Source organism: Dictyobacter arantiisoli (assembly GCF_008326305.1).
In the GTDB taxonomy this organism is placed as follows: Bacteria; Chloroflexota; Ktedonobacteria; order Ktedonobacterales; family Ktedonobacteraceae; genus Dictyobacter; species Dictyobacter arantiisoli.
Genome location: NZ_BIXY01000023.1, coordinates 66,063 through 81,199, shown reverse-complemented (window position 1 = coordinate 81,199; position 15,137 = coordinate 66,063). Strand labels below are relative to the sequence as shown.

The window sequence follows — 15,137 nt, the reverse complement described above, 5'->3', positions numbered from 1 at the left end:
GGAAAGAAGCTAAAAGAAACCATCGTACCATTATATCGACTTCGTTGGGCCTTGAGCCGGCTCTGGATTGAGCATCATCCATTCTTTTCTCTTGCTTTTTCTACCACCCCGAATTGTTCGAACCGATGTTCGAACAATTCGGGGTGACCCGTGACCACACACTAAAACTGTTTTGAGCACCGCAGGCGCGAAAACTCATGCACAGAGACCGTGGAGACCACGGGGGGCTGACACTCTCTCAGAGAGTGTCAGCCCCCCAATACAGCGGGATCTTGCTGCTCCCTGCCTGGCAGGCGCGTGCGCGCCTGCGCCCTTTTTATTGTGTAGAGCAGGAAAGGTGCACAGCACCTTTCCTGCTCTACACAATAAAAAGATGTTTGAGCACCGCAGGTGCGAAAACGCATGCACAGAAACCAAACCATGGGAGGCTGACACTCTGACACTCTGACACATTCTCAGACAGCATTGATTGATAGCGTTACATTTTACCTGTGACAAACGTTTCCCCAGAGAAGGTATGAAGTGGCTAAAGCAGGCCTGTTTTCACAAGGATGCTTGACACCTTTTCTCGTCCGTTGACATGTGGTGTTTGTATGGAAATTGCGACGATGCGCTTTTTTCACTACTTACGGTTTTTCTCTCTTTTCATCCAGGAGGCACTCATGGGCACTATTTTGCTTGAACAGCGTATTGCTTTTTCTCCTCTGGCGCGACGCTTGATCGAGCGAGCCCAGCAGAACGCAGCATATATGCAAGCGACCGAATATCATCCCGAACATCTTTTGCTGAGTGCTGTGCAGCTTGATGATGTTTCAATGAGTAATGTTTTTGGCTTGCTGGGTATGGATATTCGAGACTTGCGCAAGGCCGCTACCGGGATTGTCCGGCGTATAGAAGCTAATCCCGTTGAGACAGAGAAGGAAGCTGCCATACCGCCCGCCCGCTCCACGCAAGAATGTCTGGATTGGGCCTGCACGTTTGCCGAGCAACGGCATAGCCCCTATGTCCGAGCGGAATATATCCTCTTAAGTGCCCTGCGCCATCCCCAGGTACAGCCTCTGCTCTTGTTAATGTTCTCTCCACAGGATGTAATTCCTTCCTATTTGACGGATGAGAGCGGTACTTCTTATACGGGTGCCATTGATCAGTTGATCCAGATCAAGATACGAGAATTTAAGCGGTTGGGCAAAAATATCTCGGAACCTACTTTATTGCGTTGTGAGCGCCCCACCGTCACTTTTGCGGATATTGCCGGGGCCAATGCTGCCAGGCATGCGTTACGCCCGGTCATCTCGCATTTACGGCGCTCCCAGCTTCATCCCGATAAGCAATTGAATACGCTGGATGAGACCTTACTGCTGGGACATCCCAGTACTGAGCGCACCCTGTTGGTACAGGCGCTGGCAGGAGAGGCGATTGTCTCGCTGGTTACACTCTCCTGTTCTCCCTTCGTTTCTTTGCTCAATGCCTTAGACGCTGATCGTGTGCCTGAAGAAGATCTTATCTGGCTTGAGCAAGAATATCCAACCTTCCAACGTACGGATGTCGTGCAAACCGCTCGTAATCTGTTACATACCAGTTTTGAGCTTGCCACTACCTGGGCTCCTTGCCTCCTCTTTATCGATAATCTAGATGAGATTAGCCATCTTGAGCGTAAAGATGTGCAGGTGGCGCTGAATCATCAGCTTTTGATCGAACTGGATGCTGTGAACTGGCAACCGCCCATCGCTGTGCTTGTAACCGCCTATAAGCTGGATGGATTAGATCCGAAGCTGTTGCTACCAGGCCATTTTGAGCGCCGTGTAAGCTTGAGTGAAAGCTATGCCATTCATCCAGCCGCGCAAACCAAGCTCTGCCTGAGCTGCCGCCGTGAGGGGCTGGCAAACTGGCACTATTGCATCTATTGTGGGGCTGAGTTAGTCAAGACCTGTCCTCAATGTGGCACGCCGCATGTTGAAGTGGAAGGATCGCATTACTGCCACGCTTGTGGCAGCGCCTCATGGATATAAGGACGATTGGATGAGTGAAGGGCTGTTCTGTTGTTCCTTATGCATAATAACATGATGAGATGGATAGTAAGAAGAGGTGGAAGCGCATCCTTGCGCCAGGAGAGGGCTTCGTTTCAGCCTCCATAGACACGAGGGACCATAACAATCTGTTCAGCAGTCGTATCAAACTGGTCGATGCGTTGGGGTGGTTGACCAGTTTGGACGCGAAAAGCCATCGAGCCTCGGGCTCGCTCTTTTTGGAATATCCTCTCGGCCTCGTGGACAGCGGCAAGCGCCTCGCTATCATTTTCTTGTAACTTTTTTTCATCCCAGATCAAATTATCGTCTCCGCGCTTGGAGAGAACTCGCAGTATTCCCATTGCTAGTATCCTTTCTGCTCGTGATAGCAGTGACTTGTTGTGCCACGCAGCGTTTGGATTGTGCGATGTTGCTTTCACGACCCACAGCGAGAAAAAGTAACTCTACAGGACGCTCTGGATCGTACTATACATATGAAAGGAGTGCATTTGTATGGCTGAACATGATCAAGTTGTCCGCGAAGAACTGAAGGCGCTGGTGCGCGGAGGCAATGCGCATATGTCGTTTGACGACGCTATTGCTCAATTTCCTCTGGAATACGCGAACACCCGACCGCCACACGTGCCCTATACGCCCTGGCATTTGCTGGAACATTTACGCATCGCGCAGTGGGATATTCTGGAGTTTATTCGCAATCCTCAGCACGTCTCGCCGCCCTGGCCGGACGGTTACTGGCCCGCGCGCGCTGCCCAGGCGGATCAAGTGGCCTGGAATAAAACCGTGGAGGGATTTCGCGCTGATCTGCAAGCGTTAATTGAGCTTACCAGCGATCAGACACTCGATCTTTATACACCGTTGCCGCATGGAGATGGACAAACGATAGTGCGTGAACTGCAACTGGTAGCCGACCACAATGCATATCATATTGGTGAATTTGCCATTTTACGGCAGATTATGGGTACCTGGCGCAATCACGAGAATTCCTAGCATCCCTGGCATCCCTGAAAATCAGTTCACAGAATTGAGAAGTCATCATCCTGACGACCTGTATCGAACGCAGGTCGTCCCAGGATGTGACGTATGATGGCGTAGGTCAACACTAGCTTCATCTGACCGCTGGTCTTGCAATTCGGACAATCCTGCGTCTGTGCAAGATCCAGATATCCTGAAGCCCCACACATATTACAATCATCCGTCTCGTCATCCGCCTCTTTGACTTCAACTACCTATTCTGAATCAAGCGATCGATTCCGGTAAAAAATGACCGCGATCTTATCTGCAAAATTACCCATTATTAATAATTTATCCGTAAATTCTCCCGTAGTTGGAAATAAACACTAGAATCTGACATATAAATATAATTATGCCTGATCTTATCCACCGCTCTTTGTGCCAGGAAATTGTTACTCCTTCTTTGCGAGCTTGAGATATACGTTTAAATCCAGTATAAAAGCATCCTATTATGAATACAAGCATAGTGGCATTAGCGACACCATTTGCAATACGAAGTTTGCCCAATACGAAAAATAGCTCGAAGGTAATACAACATAGAAAGAAAACACCACCTAAAATGATCTGTACCCTATCTAAGTTTGGTTTCATGACTTTCCCTTTCTCTTTCGATGACAAATATTCACCTATCAAAAATACAACAACTCATTGGCCTCTATAGGCAAAGGATGACAACCTCGTTGCTTATATTACTGAAGTCACGCTCATAATAATGATAATCACATGAATATCTCATCATTATTATGAGCGAAGTGAACGATCCTTTAGTAACTCCTAACATACAGCGATCGGTTTACAATCACTTCTATTAGAAAATACTATAGCAGGATGTTTTTATCGTCTACGACAAAGATATCGTATTTTTGCAGGACCATCTGCTATACTTCCTGCTGCAAGGTAAACCTGATAAACAATGAAAAGGACATAAAGGTTCATTGCTACTATCGCTGCGATAGTGCCTAAAATGACACCGAAGCCTCCAACGAGCCAGGAGACAAACCCGGCAAAAGCAATGAGATAAGCTTCAACCAGCGCAACAATACCTTGAATCGCAACGACCATTGCAATGCCAAAGAATACAAAAGCAAAGGTACAGAGAATGGCATTTGCCCCTGTTGGATCAACCATATTAATGGGATTATCATCGGCATAGATATAGGGATTGGCTTTCGTCGCCTCCTGCAAACTGCCACCAATCGGTGTGGCCTGCGTCCAGCGTCCCACATGAGGATCGTAGTAGCGAATGCCGAACTTGATGAGTCCCGTCGTGGTATCAGTGTAGCCACCGGCGTAGCCCCAGGGATTGATCACTCCACTCTGTACACTGCCTCCACCGACGTTACCGAAGGGATCATAGCCATAGGTTGCCACCAGGTTTCCTGAGCTATCAGTCATTCCTACAACGGAGTCGAGGCCATCGAATAAGTAGTAGTAGACGTTGCCTGCAGTGGTGTGCTCGCTATTGAGTAGACTACAGCTACAGCGGATGTACTCGTTGGTATTAGTAGCTGATGTTTTCTCTGTACTCAAACCCAGGCTGGTGTACACGGTGGTATTACTACCTCTACTGATGCGATTGGTTTGATCGGTACCGCTGTAGCCATAGCTATAGCTGCTCAATGTACCGGTCGCAGTGCCTGTGCCACTGCTATCATAGGCATCAGTTGTGACATTTCCCTGTACATCCGTTTTCGTAATGGGATAGTATGCTTGATTGATGGGCATATAGCTTGCTTGCGTCTTCGCTCCTGTCGGATCTGTTGAAGACGTCAGGTTATTGTTGCTATCGTAGGTAAAGGTTGTCTGCTTGTTGAGTGCATCTGTGATACTCTGTACCTGATAGGTTGAACTGTCAAAGGATATGGCGGTGATATGCCCAAGCACATCTTTTACATATTTGACTTGCAATGAGCTGCTATCATACGCATACGTTATACCGTGGCTGTTTTGATCGGTAACGACCGTACATGGTAACGCAGATGCCCCGTTGGGTACGATCCCACTACAGGCGCTATCAGTGCTGGTATGATAGGCAAACTGCGTCGTCTGACTGTTCGCATCAGTGATGGTCGCAATTTGCCCGGCTGTCGTGTAGGCAAATGATGTGCTGTGACCAAGTGGATCGGTGATTTTGGTGATCTGACCAACGCTATTATACTGAAAGTTGGTCGTTTTCTGATCGGCATTGGTAAGTGATGTGAGCGCAAAGGCAGTGTAGTTATGGGTGATTGTCTTACTGGTGCCATCAGTCGTTGAGATGGTGTAGGAGGTGACCTGATGCAAGTTGTTATTCGCATCGGTTCCATGGTTGAAGGTGATTGTTCGTCCCTGAGTGTCGACGATGGACGTCAAATCGCCGTTGCTGCCATAGTTATATTGGATAGCATTGCCGTTTTTGTCGCCATCTATTAAGAATGTCCCATAACTATTGAAGCCCCATTGCTCACCAGTTTGGTTGAAGGTGACTGTATATGTTCCATTGCCGGTAGCTTGAATAGATTCGTCGAGTCCGAGGGCATCATCGAAGCCATTTGCCTTAGCGCTATCTGCCTTGAAGAACGTCGTGAACCCGCTGGCTTCAGTCAACGTAATCCCGTTTGCCACGTTGCTCAGGTCAACAGTGGTTTTACGACCACTGTTGAAGAACCACATATTGCCATCATCGAGCAAGGCATTGGGATTCTCTTCGCTATTATAAGTACTGCCAAGCGCGAGATTGAGTCCGGTGCCAGTAATGTTAAGTTCTGATGTATTTAAGAGTACGTTGCCATTTGCTACATTGACTTTCATCGAGACTTGATCGGTGAGATTTTTCTGATTGACATAGGCATAAAAAGGGAGATCCCCTAGTCCATCATAGCCTGTTGTTGTCGTCATGGGCTTGATGGTTTGTGGGGTCGCGGTTTGAGGTGCGGTTTGAAATGGAGAAGTATAGGTCGCTGCTAATGCGAGGAGCTTTTGATGGAACTTTTGGGTTCCCGTGAGTGCCGAAGATGTCTTCTTCGGTGTCGATGATGCTGCCTTCGCTGATGTTGATGTCGATTGACTTGTATGCACTGACTTTGTGATTGTTGCAGCGTGGGCCTGAGATCTGGTATTCAGAAAACTCGAAAAGAGACCAGTGGTCACAATCGTCATGACCAGAGCAAGGCGGAGTATTGATCCCGCAGGATGAAGAGGGATCGTCCATCTGTGACGAGTGAAGTCTTGTGGACGGTCTAACGGTGATGATACGTTATCATCTTGCAAGGATTGAGACGTGTTCATAGAGAAGAAATCCGTTTCTTTCTAACAAAAATACAGTAAAAAGAGGCAAGAAAAACGTAGATAATAGAAAATATCGATTGACGTAAATACTGATATTTAACTAATTACTATGATTTTCAATCTCTAGCATTAAGGAGTGTATACTATAACAATCAAGGAAGTCAATGTATAATCACTGACTTTACAAACTTTATATGTGCTTCTTCTAAAAAGGAATAGTGGGGAGTAACTATTCAGGTCATCTAGAAGGTATTAGAAAGCGGGGGAAACAGGATGCCCGGCCAGAGCCAATTCCAAGGCGGTCAACACATGTGCTCCTTGTTTTCTGAGGGTAGAGATATAGCCACGAATACGGCAAATGCTTCAGCACCAGCGATACTGCGAAAGCAGCCAGAGACTTTCTGCTGTACTTTGACCATGCGAATATCACGCTCCGCACGGCTATTAGTAAAAGGAAGGGAAAATTGTCCAAGAACAGCAGAACGGCGTCCTGATCTTGTTGAGTCTCACTCATCATATTATAGGCATTCTACTTATAATATGAGCTGTGATACATCTCTTCTCGGTGCCTGTGCCTGATTCATATGTTCAGACGTGCGCGAGATAGCGGCGGCCCATGAGTTCAAGCAGCTGGTCGCCAGGCATGTCCCAGATGGTTGGATTGAAGATTTCAACTTCAATGGGACCGCGATAGGCGGCGGCGTCAACGGCGGTGCGCAGCTTGCGCAGTTCGATCACTCCGTCGCCCATCATGCCGCGTCCGTTAAGGATGTCCGGCAGTGGTACGAGCCAATCGCTGACATGAAAGCCCAGGATATGTCCGCTGGCACGCTTGATCTGTTCATAGATGTCGGCGTCCCACCAGACATGGAAGGCATCAATCATTACTCCTAGATAGGGATGGGCGAACTTCTCGACGAGCGTGTTAGCCTCGCTCAGGCTGGTAATCACCGAGCGGTCGGCCGCATACATTGGATGCAGTGGCTCGATGGCTAGTGAGATACCATACTGTTGCGCGAAAGGGAGCAGGATGTTCAGGGCGTCTTCTACCATGCCACGTGCGGCCTGGATATCCTTATCGGGCGCTGGCCCACATACCAGGACCAGCACTTTTGTGTGCAGCTCTGCGGCCTCTGTGATGGCACGGCGGTTGTCATCAATGCGTTGTTGCCGTTCGGCGGCTGTGGCGGCGGGAAACCAGCCTCCACGGCACAGACTGGATACCTGGATACCTGTATCGCGTACGATGCGTGCGCTCTCCGCGAGTCCCGTCTGCGCGACCTGTGCACGCCAGAGCCCGATCCAGGGAATGCCAGCCCGTACACAGCCCTCGATAGCTTCACGCACGCTCCAATGTTGCGTCGTGGCCTGATTCAGACTCAACCTGTCGAGATTGGTAAATGCTGTCATCAGAATATCCTGCCTTCCTGCGCGATGCCAGCCGCAGCCAGCAGCTGTTGCATACGCTTGCTGGCAAGTTCTGGATCAATCAATAATTTGGCCTGATCAGCCAGGACAAAGAGACGGGCCAGATGTTCAAGCGAGCGACTATTTTCCATGCCACCGACCATGCGAAAATGCTGTTGATGACCGTTGAGATAGGCCAGGAATACAATCCCTGCTTTATAATGGTAGGTTGGTGCTTGAAAGATGTGGCGCGCAAGCGGAACCGTAGAGGCAAGGATTGCGTTATAGCTCTCAATATCCCCATGATCCAGCGCGTGCAGGGCTGCCGAAGCCGCCGGAGCAATCGCGTCGAAGATGCCCAGTAGGGCATGGCTATAGCCTTGTTCATCACCCAACATCAGATCGGGATAGTTGAAGTCGTCGCCTGTGTACATTTTGATGCTCGCAGGCAGGCGGCGACGCATGGTAATCTCACGCTCAGCGTCCAGCAAGGATATTTTGATGCCGTCGATTTTGTCCGCGTAGCGTGTCAGAAGTATCAGACAATTCTCCATCGCCTGCGTTAGATCTTGCGCTCCCCAATAACCATTCAGGGCGGGATCAAACATAGCGCCCAGCCAGTGGATAATCACGGGCGCTTTCACCTGCGTCAGAATGCCTCCATAGACCTGCATATAGTCATCCAATGAGCGCGCACTTGCTGCCAGGGCCCGGCTCGCCATCAAGATAATGCGTCCGCCAGCGTTCTCGATAAAGGCGCACTGCTCTTCATAGGCCCGCTGGATTGCTGCCAGTGGATGAGATGTTGTGACTGGAAGTTGATCGGTGCCAGCTCCACAGGCGATCCGTGCGTCGGGCCGGCTATGGGCTTCAGCGAGTGAGCGGCGTATCAGTTCTTGAGCCGTAGCCCAATCCAATCCCATACCGCGTTGCGCTGTATCCATCGCTTCGGCCACACCTAATCCTAATGACCAGAGATGATGTCGATAGGCCAGTGTCGCCTCCCAATCCAGTTGCTCTGGTCGGGAGGATTGTGTATCCAGGACGACGTGGGCGGCGGCATAGGCGATCCGGCTGTGGGATGGGCTGGCCTGCGTCGCATAGGGACTGGCCGCGCCTGTCTGATAGGCTTGTAGACTCCCATCGGCCTGTGGTAAAAAGAGTTTTCTGCTCATGACATTACTCTGCCTCGTTTGCTAATGCGAGTGGTGGCACATCCAGCCAGCGCCGTTCGGCCCAGGATTGTAGTCCCAGTTCGGCCAGTTGGACACCTTTTGCGCCCTCTGCCAGCGTCCAGCGGAAGGGCGTATCGCAGACAACATGTTTCAGAAATAGCTCCCATTGTGTTTTAAAGCCATTATCGAATAGCTCATTATCCGGCACATCTTGCCAGCTATCCTGGAAACGAATCGTATTTGGCACATCGGGATTCCAGACGGCTTTGGGCGTATTGACCCGGCTCTGGACCTTGCACTCGCGCAATCCAGCCACCGCGCTCCCATGCGTCCCATCGACCTGCATCGTAAATAACTCATCGCGATACACGCGCACCGCCCAGGATGAATTGAACTGAGCAATAATCCCATTTTCTAGCTCAAAGGTCGCATAAGACGCATCGTCAGCGGTCGCCTGATAGGGCTGTCCTTGTTCATCAAAGCGTTGTGGGATATGGGTTGCGCCCAGGCAGGAGACCGCCTTGATCGTGCCAAACAGATTCTGGATCACATATTGCCAGTGACAGAGCATATCTACGATAATTCCACCGTCATCTTCTTTGCGATAGTTCCAGGACGGTCGTTGCGCGCTTTGCCAATCCCCTTCAAAGACCCAGTAGCCGAACTCGCCCCGCACCGAAAGGATACGTCCAAAGAAGCCGCTATCGATAACGCGTTTCAGCTTCAACAGTCCCGGCAAAAACAGCTTATCCTGCACCACACCATTCTTCACCCCGGCCTGTGTGGCGAGTTGAGCCAATTCTACCGCGGTCGCCACATCGGTTGCGATTGGTTTTTCGCAATAGATATGTTTCCCTGCTTGAATAGCCTGCCGCAAGGAAGCAGCGCGTTGTGTCGTCGTCTGCGCATCAAAATACACCTCATCCTCTGGATTTGCCAGACACTGAGCCAGATCAGTACTCCAGCGTTCAATGCCATTAGCCTGCGCCAACTGACAAATCTTCTGCTCATTGCGCCCAACCAGGATCGGATCGGGATAGATCGTATCCCCACTGGGAAGTGGAATTCCTCCCTGCGCTCGTAGCGCCACAATTGAACGTATCAAATGCTGGTTTGTACCCATGCGTCCCGTAACGCCATTCATAATAATTCCTACGCGGCGTAGCGCCATAATTTTATGCTCCTCATTTTTTATTGTTCTGAATGCTATCCCTTAATCGAAAGAAGCCTTTTTCCGTCAGAAAAGAAAACGTTTACTATCCAGTGTAAATGTATCAGCTCTGCTTGTCAAGCCTATTAAAAAAGATCTGAATGTGTCAGCCTTCCATGGCCTTCACGATCTTTGTGCATGATTTTTCGAGCTATTGCCGCACCTATCAATAAGTGAGCAACCTGATTTCGCTAGGATTGGGAATCTGACGCATTCTTCCGTACGCAAATAGTCCTCTCCGTCCTCGCGAACTCCCCCCTCCTCTCAATCCCCCAGAAGGATAGAGAGCCGCAAATAGTCCTATAATACAGTAAAAATGCTTGTAATCATCAGCATTTTCGTGTATTGTTACTCTATTATTTATTGCTGTACTTATGTGTTGTAAGTGAACGGAGTTTATTCATGATTGTCTATGGTTTTCGTTCTCGGAACAAAGTATTAGGACAGGTCGCATATGTCTGCCCTCAATGCCATAAAAATTCATATCATACTATCGTGCGTTCAAGACGTTGGTTCACGCTTTTTTTTATTCCCCTTTTCCCTTTCACTAAAACATCCACCTCGCGTTGCAATATCTGTGGCGTACAAACGCGTATCCATAATCAGCAGGCCGAGGCTTATTTTGAGCAGCCTCAGCAGCCCCAGGTGATCTCCCAACCTGCCGCAGCTCCGGCCCCTGCATCACAGCCTGCGCCGCAATATCCAGCTACACCTAATTATTACAATACCGATCAATCCGCGCGCTTTTAAGCAAATATCTCGCAAGTATAGCTTCTTTCTGTAGCTGCCAACCATGTATTTGAACTTGCCAGACCTCATCATCTCCGTATGGTGAGGTCTGTTTGTGTTTGCGAATAAAGTGCTCATAATTGCAATGGCACATATGGAAATAGTCCCCTATAATAAGAAGATAGCTACTGTGAAGAAAAAGCATCTGTCTGAATGGATCATCGGCTGCTTCTCATAAAAAGGATGCAGAAAGAGCAGCTATTTCTTCATTTGACTCATGGAGGACCTTACGTTGATAAAGTATCGTTTACTGGGTATCTTATCTTGTCTCACGGCTTTCGTTTCCTATCTGGTGTTGCTGCTAGGGGTGACGGTAACACAAACAGATTCCGGTCAAGGTTGTGGAAACTCCTGGCCGTTTTGTCATGGTGATATCGTTCCCAATTTTTTGTCTATCAATACCGTGTACGAATATAGTCATCGTGTCATGACAGGTATTGATTCCACCTTGATTTTTGCTCTGGTGCTCTTCGCAGTAATCTTTTTTCGTAAAGATTTTCGTATTATCATTTCCAGTATCATGAGCATCTTCTTTCTGCTCTTGCAGGCGGTGCTGGGTGCGTTAACGGTTGTTTATGAAGGCACCTATGCCAAGGATGGTTTATTATCCTTACATTTTGGCTTCTCGCTGCTCGCTTTTGGCAGTGTCGTCCTCCTGGCCCTGCGTATTGCGCAACTCCGTCCCGATAGAGTGAACAAACGGAAAGTCACATCGCAGGAACTTGAGCCTGTCAGCAAGGGCCTGCGTGCTATCGTCTGGCTGATTGCGGTCTATACCTATGTGGTTGTGTATACAGGAGCACTGGTTGTACACTCATCTGCGACCCTGGCCTGTGGCAGCGAATATCCCACTTGTGGTTCGAACTATCTTCCCAATCTCAGCAGCGCCGCTGGCATCCAGGTTCTCCATCGCTACGCCGCCGCCAGCATCTGGTTTGTGATCCTTGCCTTGATGCTTGTGATCGTGCGCAACTTCCATACGCACCGTGATCTTGTCTGGGGGAGCCTCTGGGCATTTGTCCTGGTCACCCTGCAAGCCTTAGCAGGCATGGGAATCGTCCTGACCGGAGCTCAGCTCCTGGCGACGCTGTTGCATACCACCCTCATCTCAGTCCTCTTCGCTGTTCTCTGCTATCTCTGTGCCCAGGTCGGCTGGCCCTTCAAAAAGCAGCCCACCAGTTCAAAGCCGCAAGGAGACACCATCGACACCTCAAAAACCGTCAAAGAGAACGTTAGCATGCTCTAACAGCAGTAAAATACAATCAAAATAAGCGTTACAAAGAAAGCTTAAGAAGGATAGAACTTTGATTCTTCTTAAGCTTTCTTTGTAACGCTTATCTTGGCTCTCCGTCCTTCCGGATGCTGGGGGATGAGGGATGTTGCACGGTTTCCTGTACTATGTCTTGTATATGGTGCGTATCGCTGGCGACGGTGGCGCGATAGAGGTTGATGATACTGTTCGTAGTGAGTATGCCGATTAGCCTGTCATGCTCGTTGAGGAGATCGTTTTCGATGACGGGTGTCCAGTAGAGATGCCGGGTAGTAAGTTGCTCCAGGGCATTATCGAGGGTTTCTTTGCTTTGAAGCGTGAAGGGATTGCTTTGCATCACAGTTGCTACAGTCTGTTGCTCTCGTGGGGTAATGGATTGTTGCTGGATATTTTCCAGTGTAAGGATGCCTGACAATTGTTGCTGTGCGTTTATGACTGGTAATTCATGTATAGCGGTTTGAGCGAGAAGCGTTTTAGCTTCTGATAAGGATTGATCGGGGGTGAGATAGGTTGTGATTGGTGTCATGGCTTGTCGCACTGTCAGGGTTGAGAGCAGAGGGAATGAGTGTTCCAGGCGATGAGCAGGCGAGTTGGCGCGCGTTTTGTACTGGCTCTGGTAGATTGAGGTTGAGCCTACCAGTATATATGAGATACTCACGGCGATCATGGCAGGCGCGAGCAGGGAGAGATTGTCGGTCATTTCCGCGACCATCAGCATGACGGCGAGGGGAGCGTGTGCGATGCCGCCAAAGAGGGCCATCATCCCCACAATTACAAATGGTGCTGGCAGTTCCGGCACGCCGGGCAGCACATGATAGCTGATACGCCAGAGCAGGGCACCAACCATACCGCCGATCACCATTCCAGGGCCAAAGATACCGCCAGAGCCACCTGAACCAACCGTCAGGCCAGTCGTCAGAATCTTCACAAAGGGTAGCGCGATAATAATCCACAGTGGTAATGATAGCAAGCCAGCATGATCCATGCTCACCTGAATCCAGCCATAGCCCATGCCTATCGCCTGGGGAATTAGCAGGCCGATCAGCCCAACCAGCAAGCCACCGAGCGCTGGTTTGAACCATTGGGGAAGCTTGATGCGCTGGAAAGTATGCGTGAGTCCATAGAAACCATTGCTGTAGAGGCGTCCGATGAAGCCGCAGAGCACACCGAGCACAATATAATAGAGGAGCTGAGGAGGAGAACTAAAGGTCAGGTTGGCTGGAATTGAGAAGATGGGATGCCAGCCAGACCAGGCGCCGAAGATACTATAGCCCACGATAGAAGCGATCAAGGCTGGCATAATCGTCTCTACTTCCAGATCATCTTTATAGAGAATCTCGGCGGCCAGGATCGCACCGCCCAGTGGTGCGCCAAAGATCGCGCCGATGCCAGCTCCCATGCCTGTTGCCAGCGCGATTCGGCGGTCTTTACTATCCAACTTGAGCGCCGTCGCCAGAAGTGAACCGAAGCCCGCGCTGATCTGCGCCGCTGGCCCCTCACGACCTGCTGAGCCACCACTTCCAATTGTAATGGCTGACGCGACCAGTTTAATCAAAGGAATGCGGGCGCGAATCGCTTTATCCTCATGGAAGGCAGCAATCGCAGCGTCTGTACCATGTCCTTCAGCCTCTGGGGCCAGCTTAAAGACAATGATGCCAGAAATCAAACCGCCCAGCGCCGTCACCACAGGAAGAAGCCAGGGATGGGCCGCGTTCCAAAACGGCATCACGGTTGCGCTCCCTTCTCCCAGGGCGCTGGGCGGTGTATAACCTACCAGACCGTTCAGAAACAAATGTGTCGCAAATTGGATCGCCGCATAAAAGGCAATTGCTCCCAGTCCCGCCACACTCCCAATCAGGCTGGCAATCATTAACCATTTGAGCAGATAACGTGGATTTTCCAGACCCTGGGTAAAACGTTGGAATGAAAAACGATCCCGTAGAAAGAGGGATGATTTCATGAAAGTCTCTCCTTTATTCCTTTTTTATTTTATAATTATGAGTGGGCGGTCAGCCAATAATAAGCATAAAAAAAAGTTGGCTGCCGGGACCCTCTACTGTTGAGGAGTCCCGATGCCCTGTAAAATAGCACGTGCCACCAGCGGGGCCTGTTGGATTAATCTTTGTTCTGATTGTCCAAGTACTTTCGCCGAAAGAATATATGATTCTGTTAGAGATAAAACCATCAGGGAGGCTGTTTCAACATTCTCTATCTGTAACGCGCTGGTTGAGCTTTCCTCTTCCAGGACGAGTGAAATAACTGCCAGATAATCCCGCAACAGCCTGGTGGCTTCAGCCTGGAAAGCGCGATTGACACCGTAAAGCGCGCTCATATAGACATTAAAGCTGTCACTATCCGTCTGGGCTAGCGTCACAAAAGCGCGAAAAAGCTTTTCCAGTCGCTCTTGCAGTGTTCCCGGAGTCGCCAGCGCTGGTCGAATTACAGCCAGTTGGGACTGTGCAATCTGGCGTAGCATTGCCAGAAACAGTTCGCGTTTATTCTCAAAATACAGATAGATCGTCCCTTTACCAATGCCTGCCTGTTCCGCGATCACATTAATATTGGCTTGATCAAAGCCCAGGCGGGCAAACTCGCTTGCAGCCTCGCGTAAAATACGTTGGCGTGTCGCCTCGCGCATCTGCTCATCAACGATCTTCGGCATATATCCTCCTGAAAGATGGCGCACCATCCTTCCCTTCTTTCATAGTATAGCATTTTATTGGGCAGGTGGTCAATAAAAATACAGGGACTCTAGCTGATCAGAAATGTACTCATCCCTCGCACAGGAGAGAGTGGCCTTACGTGGAGGTGTCCAGATAACGATTCTGATGATGGCTGGCGCTTGTCTGATTGGTTGTCTGCTCAGTGTGATCACCATAAATGTGTCAGACTCCCATCACCCTCGGGATCTTGCTGCTCACTTGCTGGCAGGCGCGTGCGCCCTTTTTGGTGTGTAATGTAGAAAAAGTTCGAAGAACTTT

At 49.6% G+C, this 15,137-nt stretch carries 12 protein-coding genes and 1 pseudogene; 4 read left to right on the top strand and 9 right to left on the bottom strand.

The window, feature by feature from the left end; translation table 11 throughout:
• Window positions 1-662 precede the first annotated feature (662 nt).
• Entirely contained in the window at window positions 663-2,009 is a 1,347-nt protein-coding gene (locus F1593_RS09980; protein ID WP_172632010.1) for an AAA family ATPase, read from the top strand.
• Window positions 2,010-2,122: 113 nt separating this feature from the next.
• Here the strand turns inward: F1593_RS09980 and F1593_RS09975 are convergent, their stop codons facing one another.
• Window positions 2,123-2,368, bottom strand: a complete 246-nt coding sequence (locus tag F1593_RS09975; RefSeq protein WP_149401406.1) for a hypothetical protein — start codon at window positions 2,366-2,368, stop codon at window positions 2,123-2,125.
• Window positions 2,369-2,519: 151 nt separating this feature from the next.
• Between F1593_RS09975 and F1593_RS09970 the strand changes: the two genes are divergently transcribed.
• Complete coding sequence (locus tag F1593_RS09970) at window positions 2,520-3,014, top strand: DinB family protein (protein ID WP_149401405.1); 495 nt, start codon at window positions 2,520-2,522, stop codon at window positions 3,012-3,014.
• A 26-nt stretch (window positions 3,015-3,040) separates the two neighbouring features.
• Here F1593_RS09970 and F1593_RS28265 read toward each other — a convergent pair whose 3' ends face one another.
• The 6 genes and pseudogenes from F1593_RS28265 to F1593_RS09945 all read right to left on the bottom strand — a co-directional run bounded on the left by F1593_RS28265 (window position 3,041) and on the right by F1593_RS09945 (window position 10,058).
• Window positions 3,041-3,208, bottom strand: coding sequence for a hypothetical protein (locus F1593_RS28265; RefSeq protein WP_172632009.1), 168 nt, complete (start codon window positions 3,206-3,208; stop codon window positions 3,041-3,043).
• A gap of 664 nt (window positions 3,209-3,872) precedes the next feature.
• A complete protein-coding gene (locus F1593_RS09965; protein WP_149401404.1) occupies window positions 3,873-6,305 on the bottom strand; it encodes an RHS repeat-associated core domain-containing protein in 2,433 nt (810 codons plus the stop codon).
• Window positions 6,306-6,557: 252 nt separating this feature from the next.
• Window positions 6,558-6,763 (bottom strand): annotated as a pseudogene (locus F1593_RS09960) (IS66 family transposase); the annotation flags it as partial.
• 130 nt (window positions 6,764-6,893) lie between these two features.
• The gene (locus F1593_RS09955; RefSeq protein WP_149401403.1) at window positions 6,894-7,715 is read right to left on the bottom strand and encodes a sugar phosphate isomerase/epimerase family protein; all 822 of its coding nucleotides are present in this window, start codon (window positions 7,713-7,715) and stop codon (window positions 6,894-6,896) included.
• A complete protein-coding gene (locus F1593_RS09950; RefSeq protein WP_149401402.1) occupies window positions 7,715-8,887 on the bottom strand; it encodes a dihydrodipicolinate synthase family protein in 1,173 nt (390 codons plus the stop codon). The genes F1593_RS09955 and F1593_RS09950 overlap by 1 nt, the downstream gene beginning before the upstream one ends.
• Before the next feature lie 4 nt (window positions 8,888-8,891).
• Window positions 8,892-10,058, bottom strand: a complete 1,167-nt coding sequence (locus F1593_RS09945) for a Gfo/Idh/MocA family protein (RefSeq protein WP_149401401.1) — start codon at window positions 10,056-10,058, stop codon at window positions 8,892-8,894.
• 441 nt (window positions 10,059-10,499) lie between these two features.
• On the opposite strand from F1593_RS09945, the gene F1593_RS09940 reads away from it, so the two are divergent.
• Together F1593_RS09940 and F1593_RS09935 are read left to right on the top strand one after the other, a co-directional pair.
• A complete protein-coding gene (locus F1593_RS09940; RefSeq protein WP_149401400.1) occupies window positions 10,500-10,847 on the top strand; it encodes a zinc-ribbon domain-containing protein in 348 nt (115 codons plus the stop codon).
• Window positions 10,848-11,118: 271 nt separating this feature from the next.
• Window positions 11,119-12,132, top strand: a complete 1,014-nt coding sequence (locus F1593_RS09935; protein ID WP_172632008.1) for a COX15/CtaA family protein — start codon at window positions 11,119-11,121, stop codon at window positions 12,130-12,132.
• 88 nt (window positions 12,133-12,220) lie between these two features.
• Here F1593_RS09935 and F1593_RS09930 read toward each other — a convergent pair whose 3' ends face one another.
• On the bottom strand, window positions 12,221-14,116 hold the full coding sequence (locus tag F1593_RS09930; protein ID WP_149401398.1) for a chloride channel protein: 1,896 nt from the start codon (window positions 14,114-14,116) through the stop codon (window positions 12,221-12,223).
• 93 nt (window positions 14,117-14,209) lie between these two features.
• Window positions 14,210-14,818: a TetR/AcrR family transcriptional regulator gene (locus F1593_RS09925; RefSeq protein WP_172632007.1), complete on the bottom strand. Its 609-nt coding sequence runs from the start codon at window positions 14,816-14,818 to the stop codon at window positions 14,210-14,212.
• Between the last annotated feature and the right edge of the window lie 319 nt (window positions 14,819-15,137).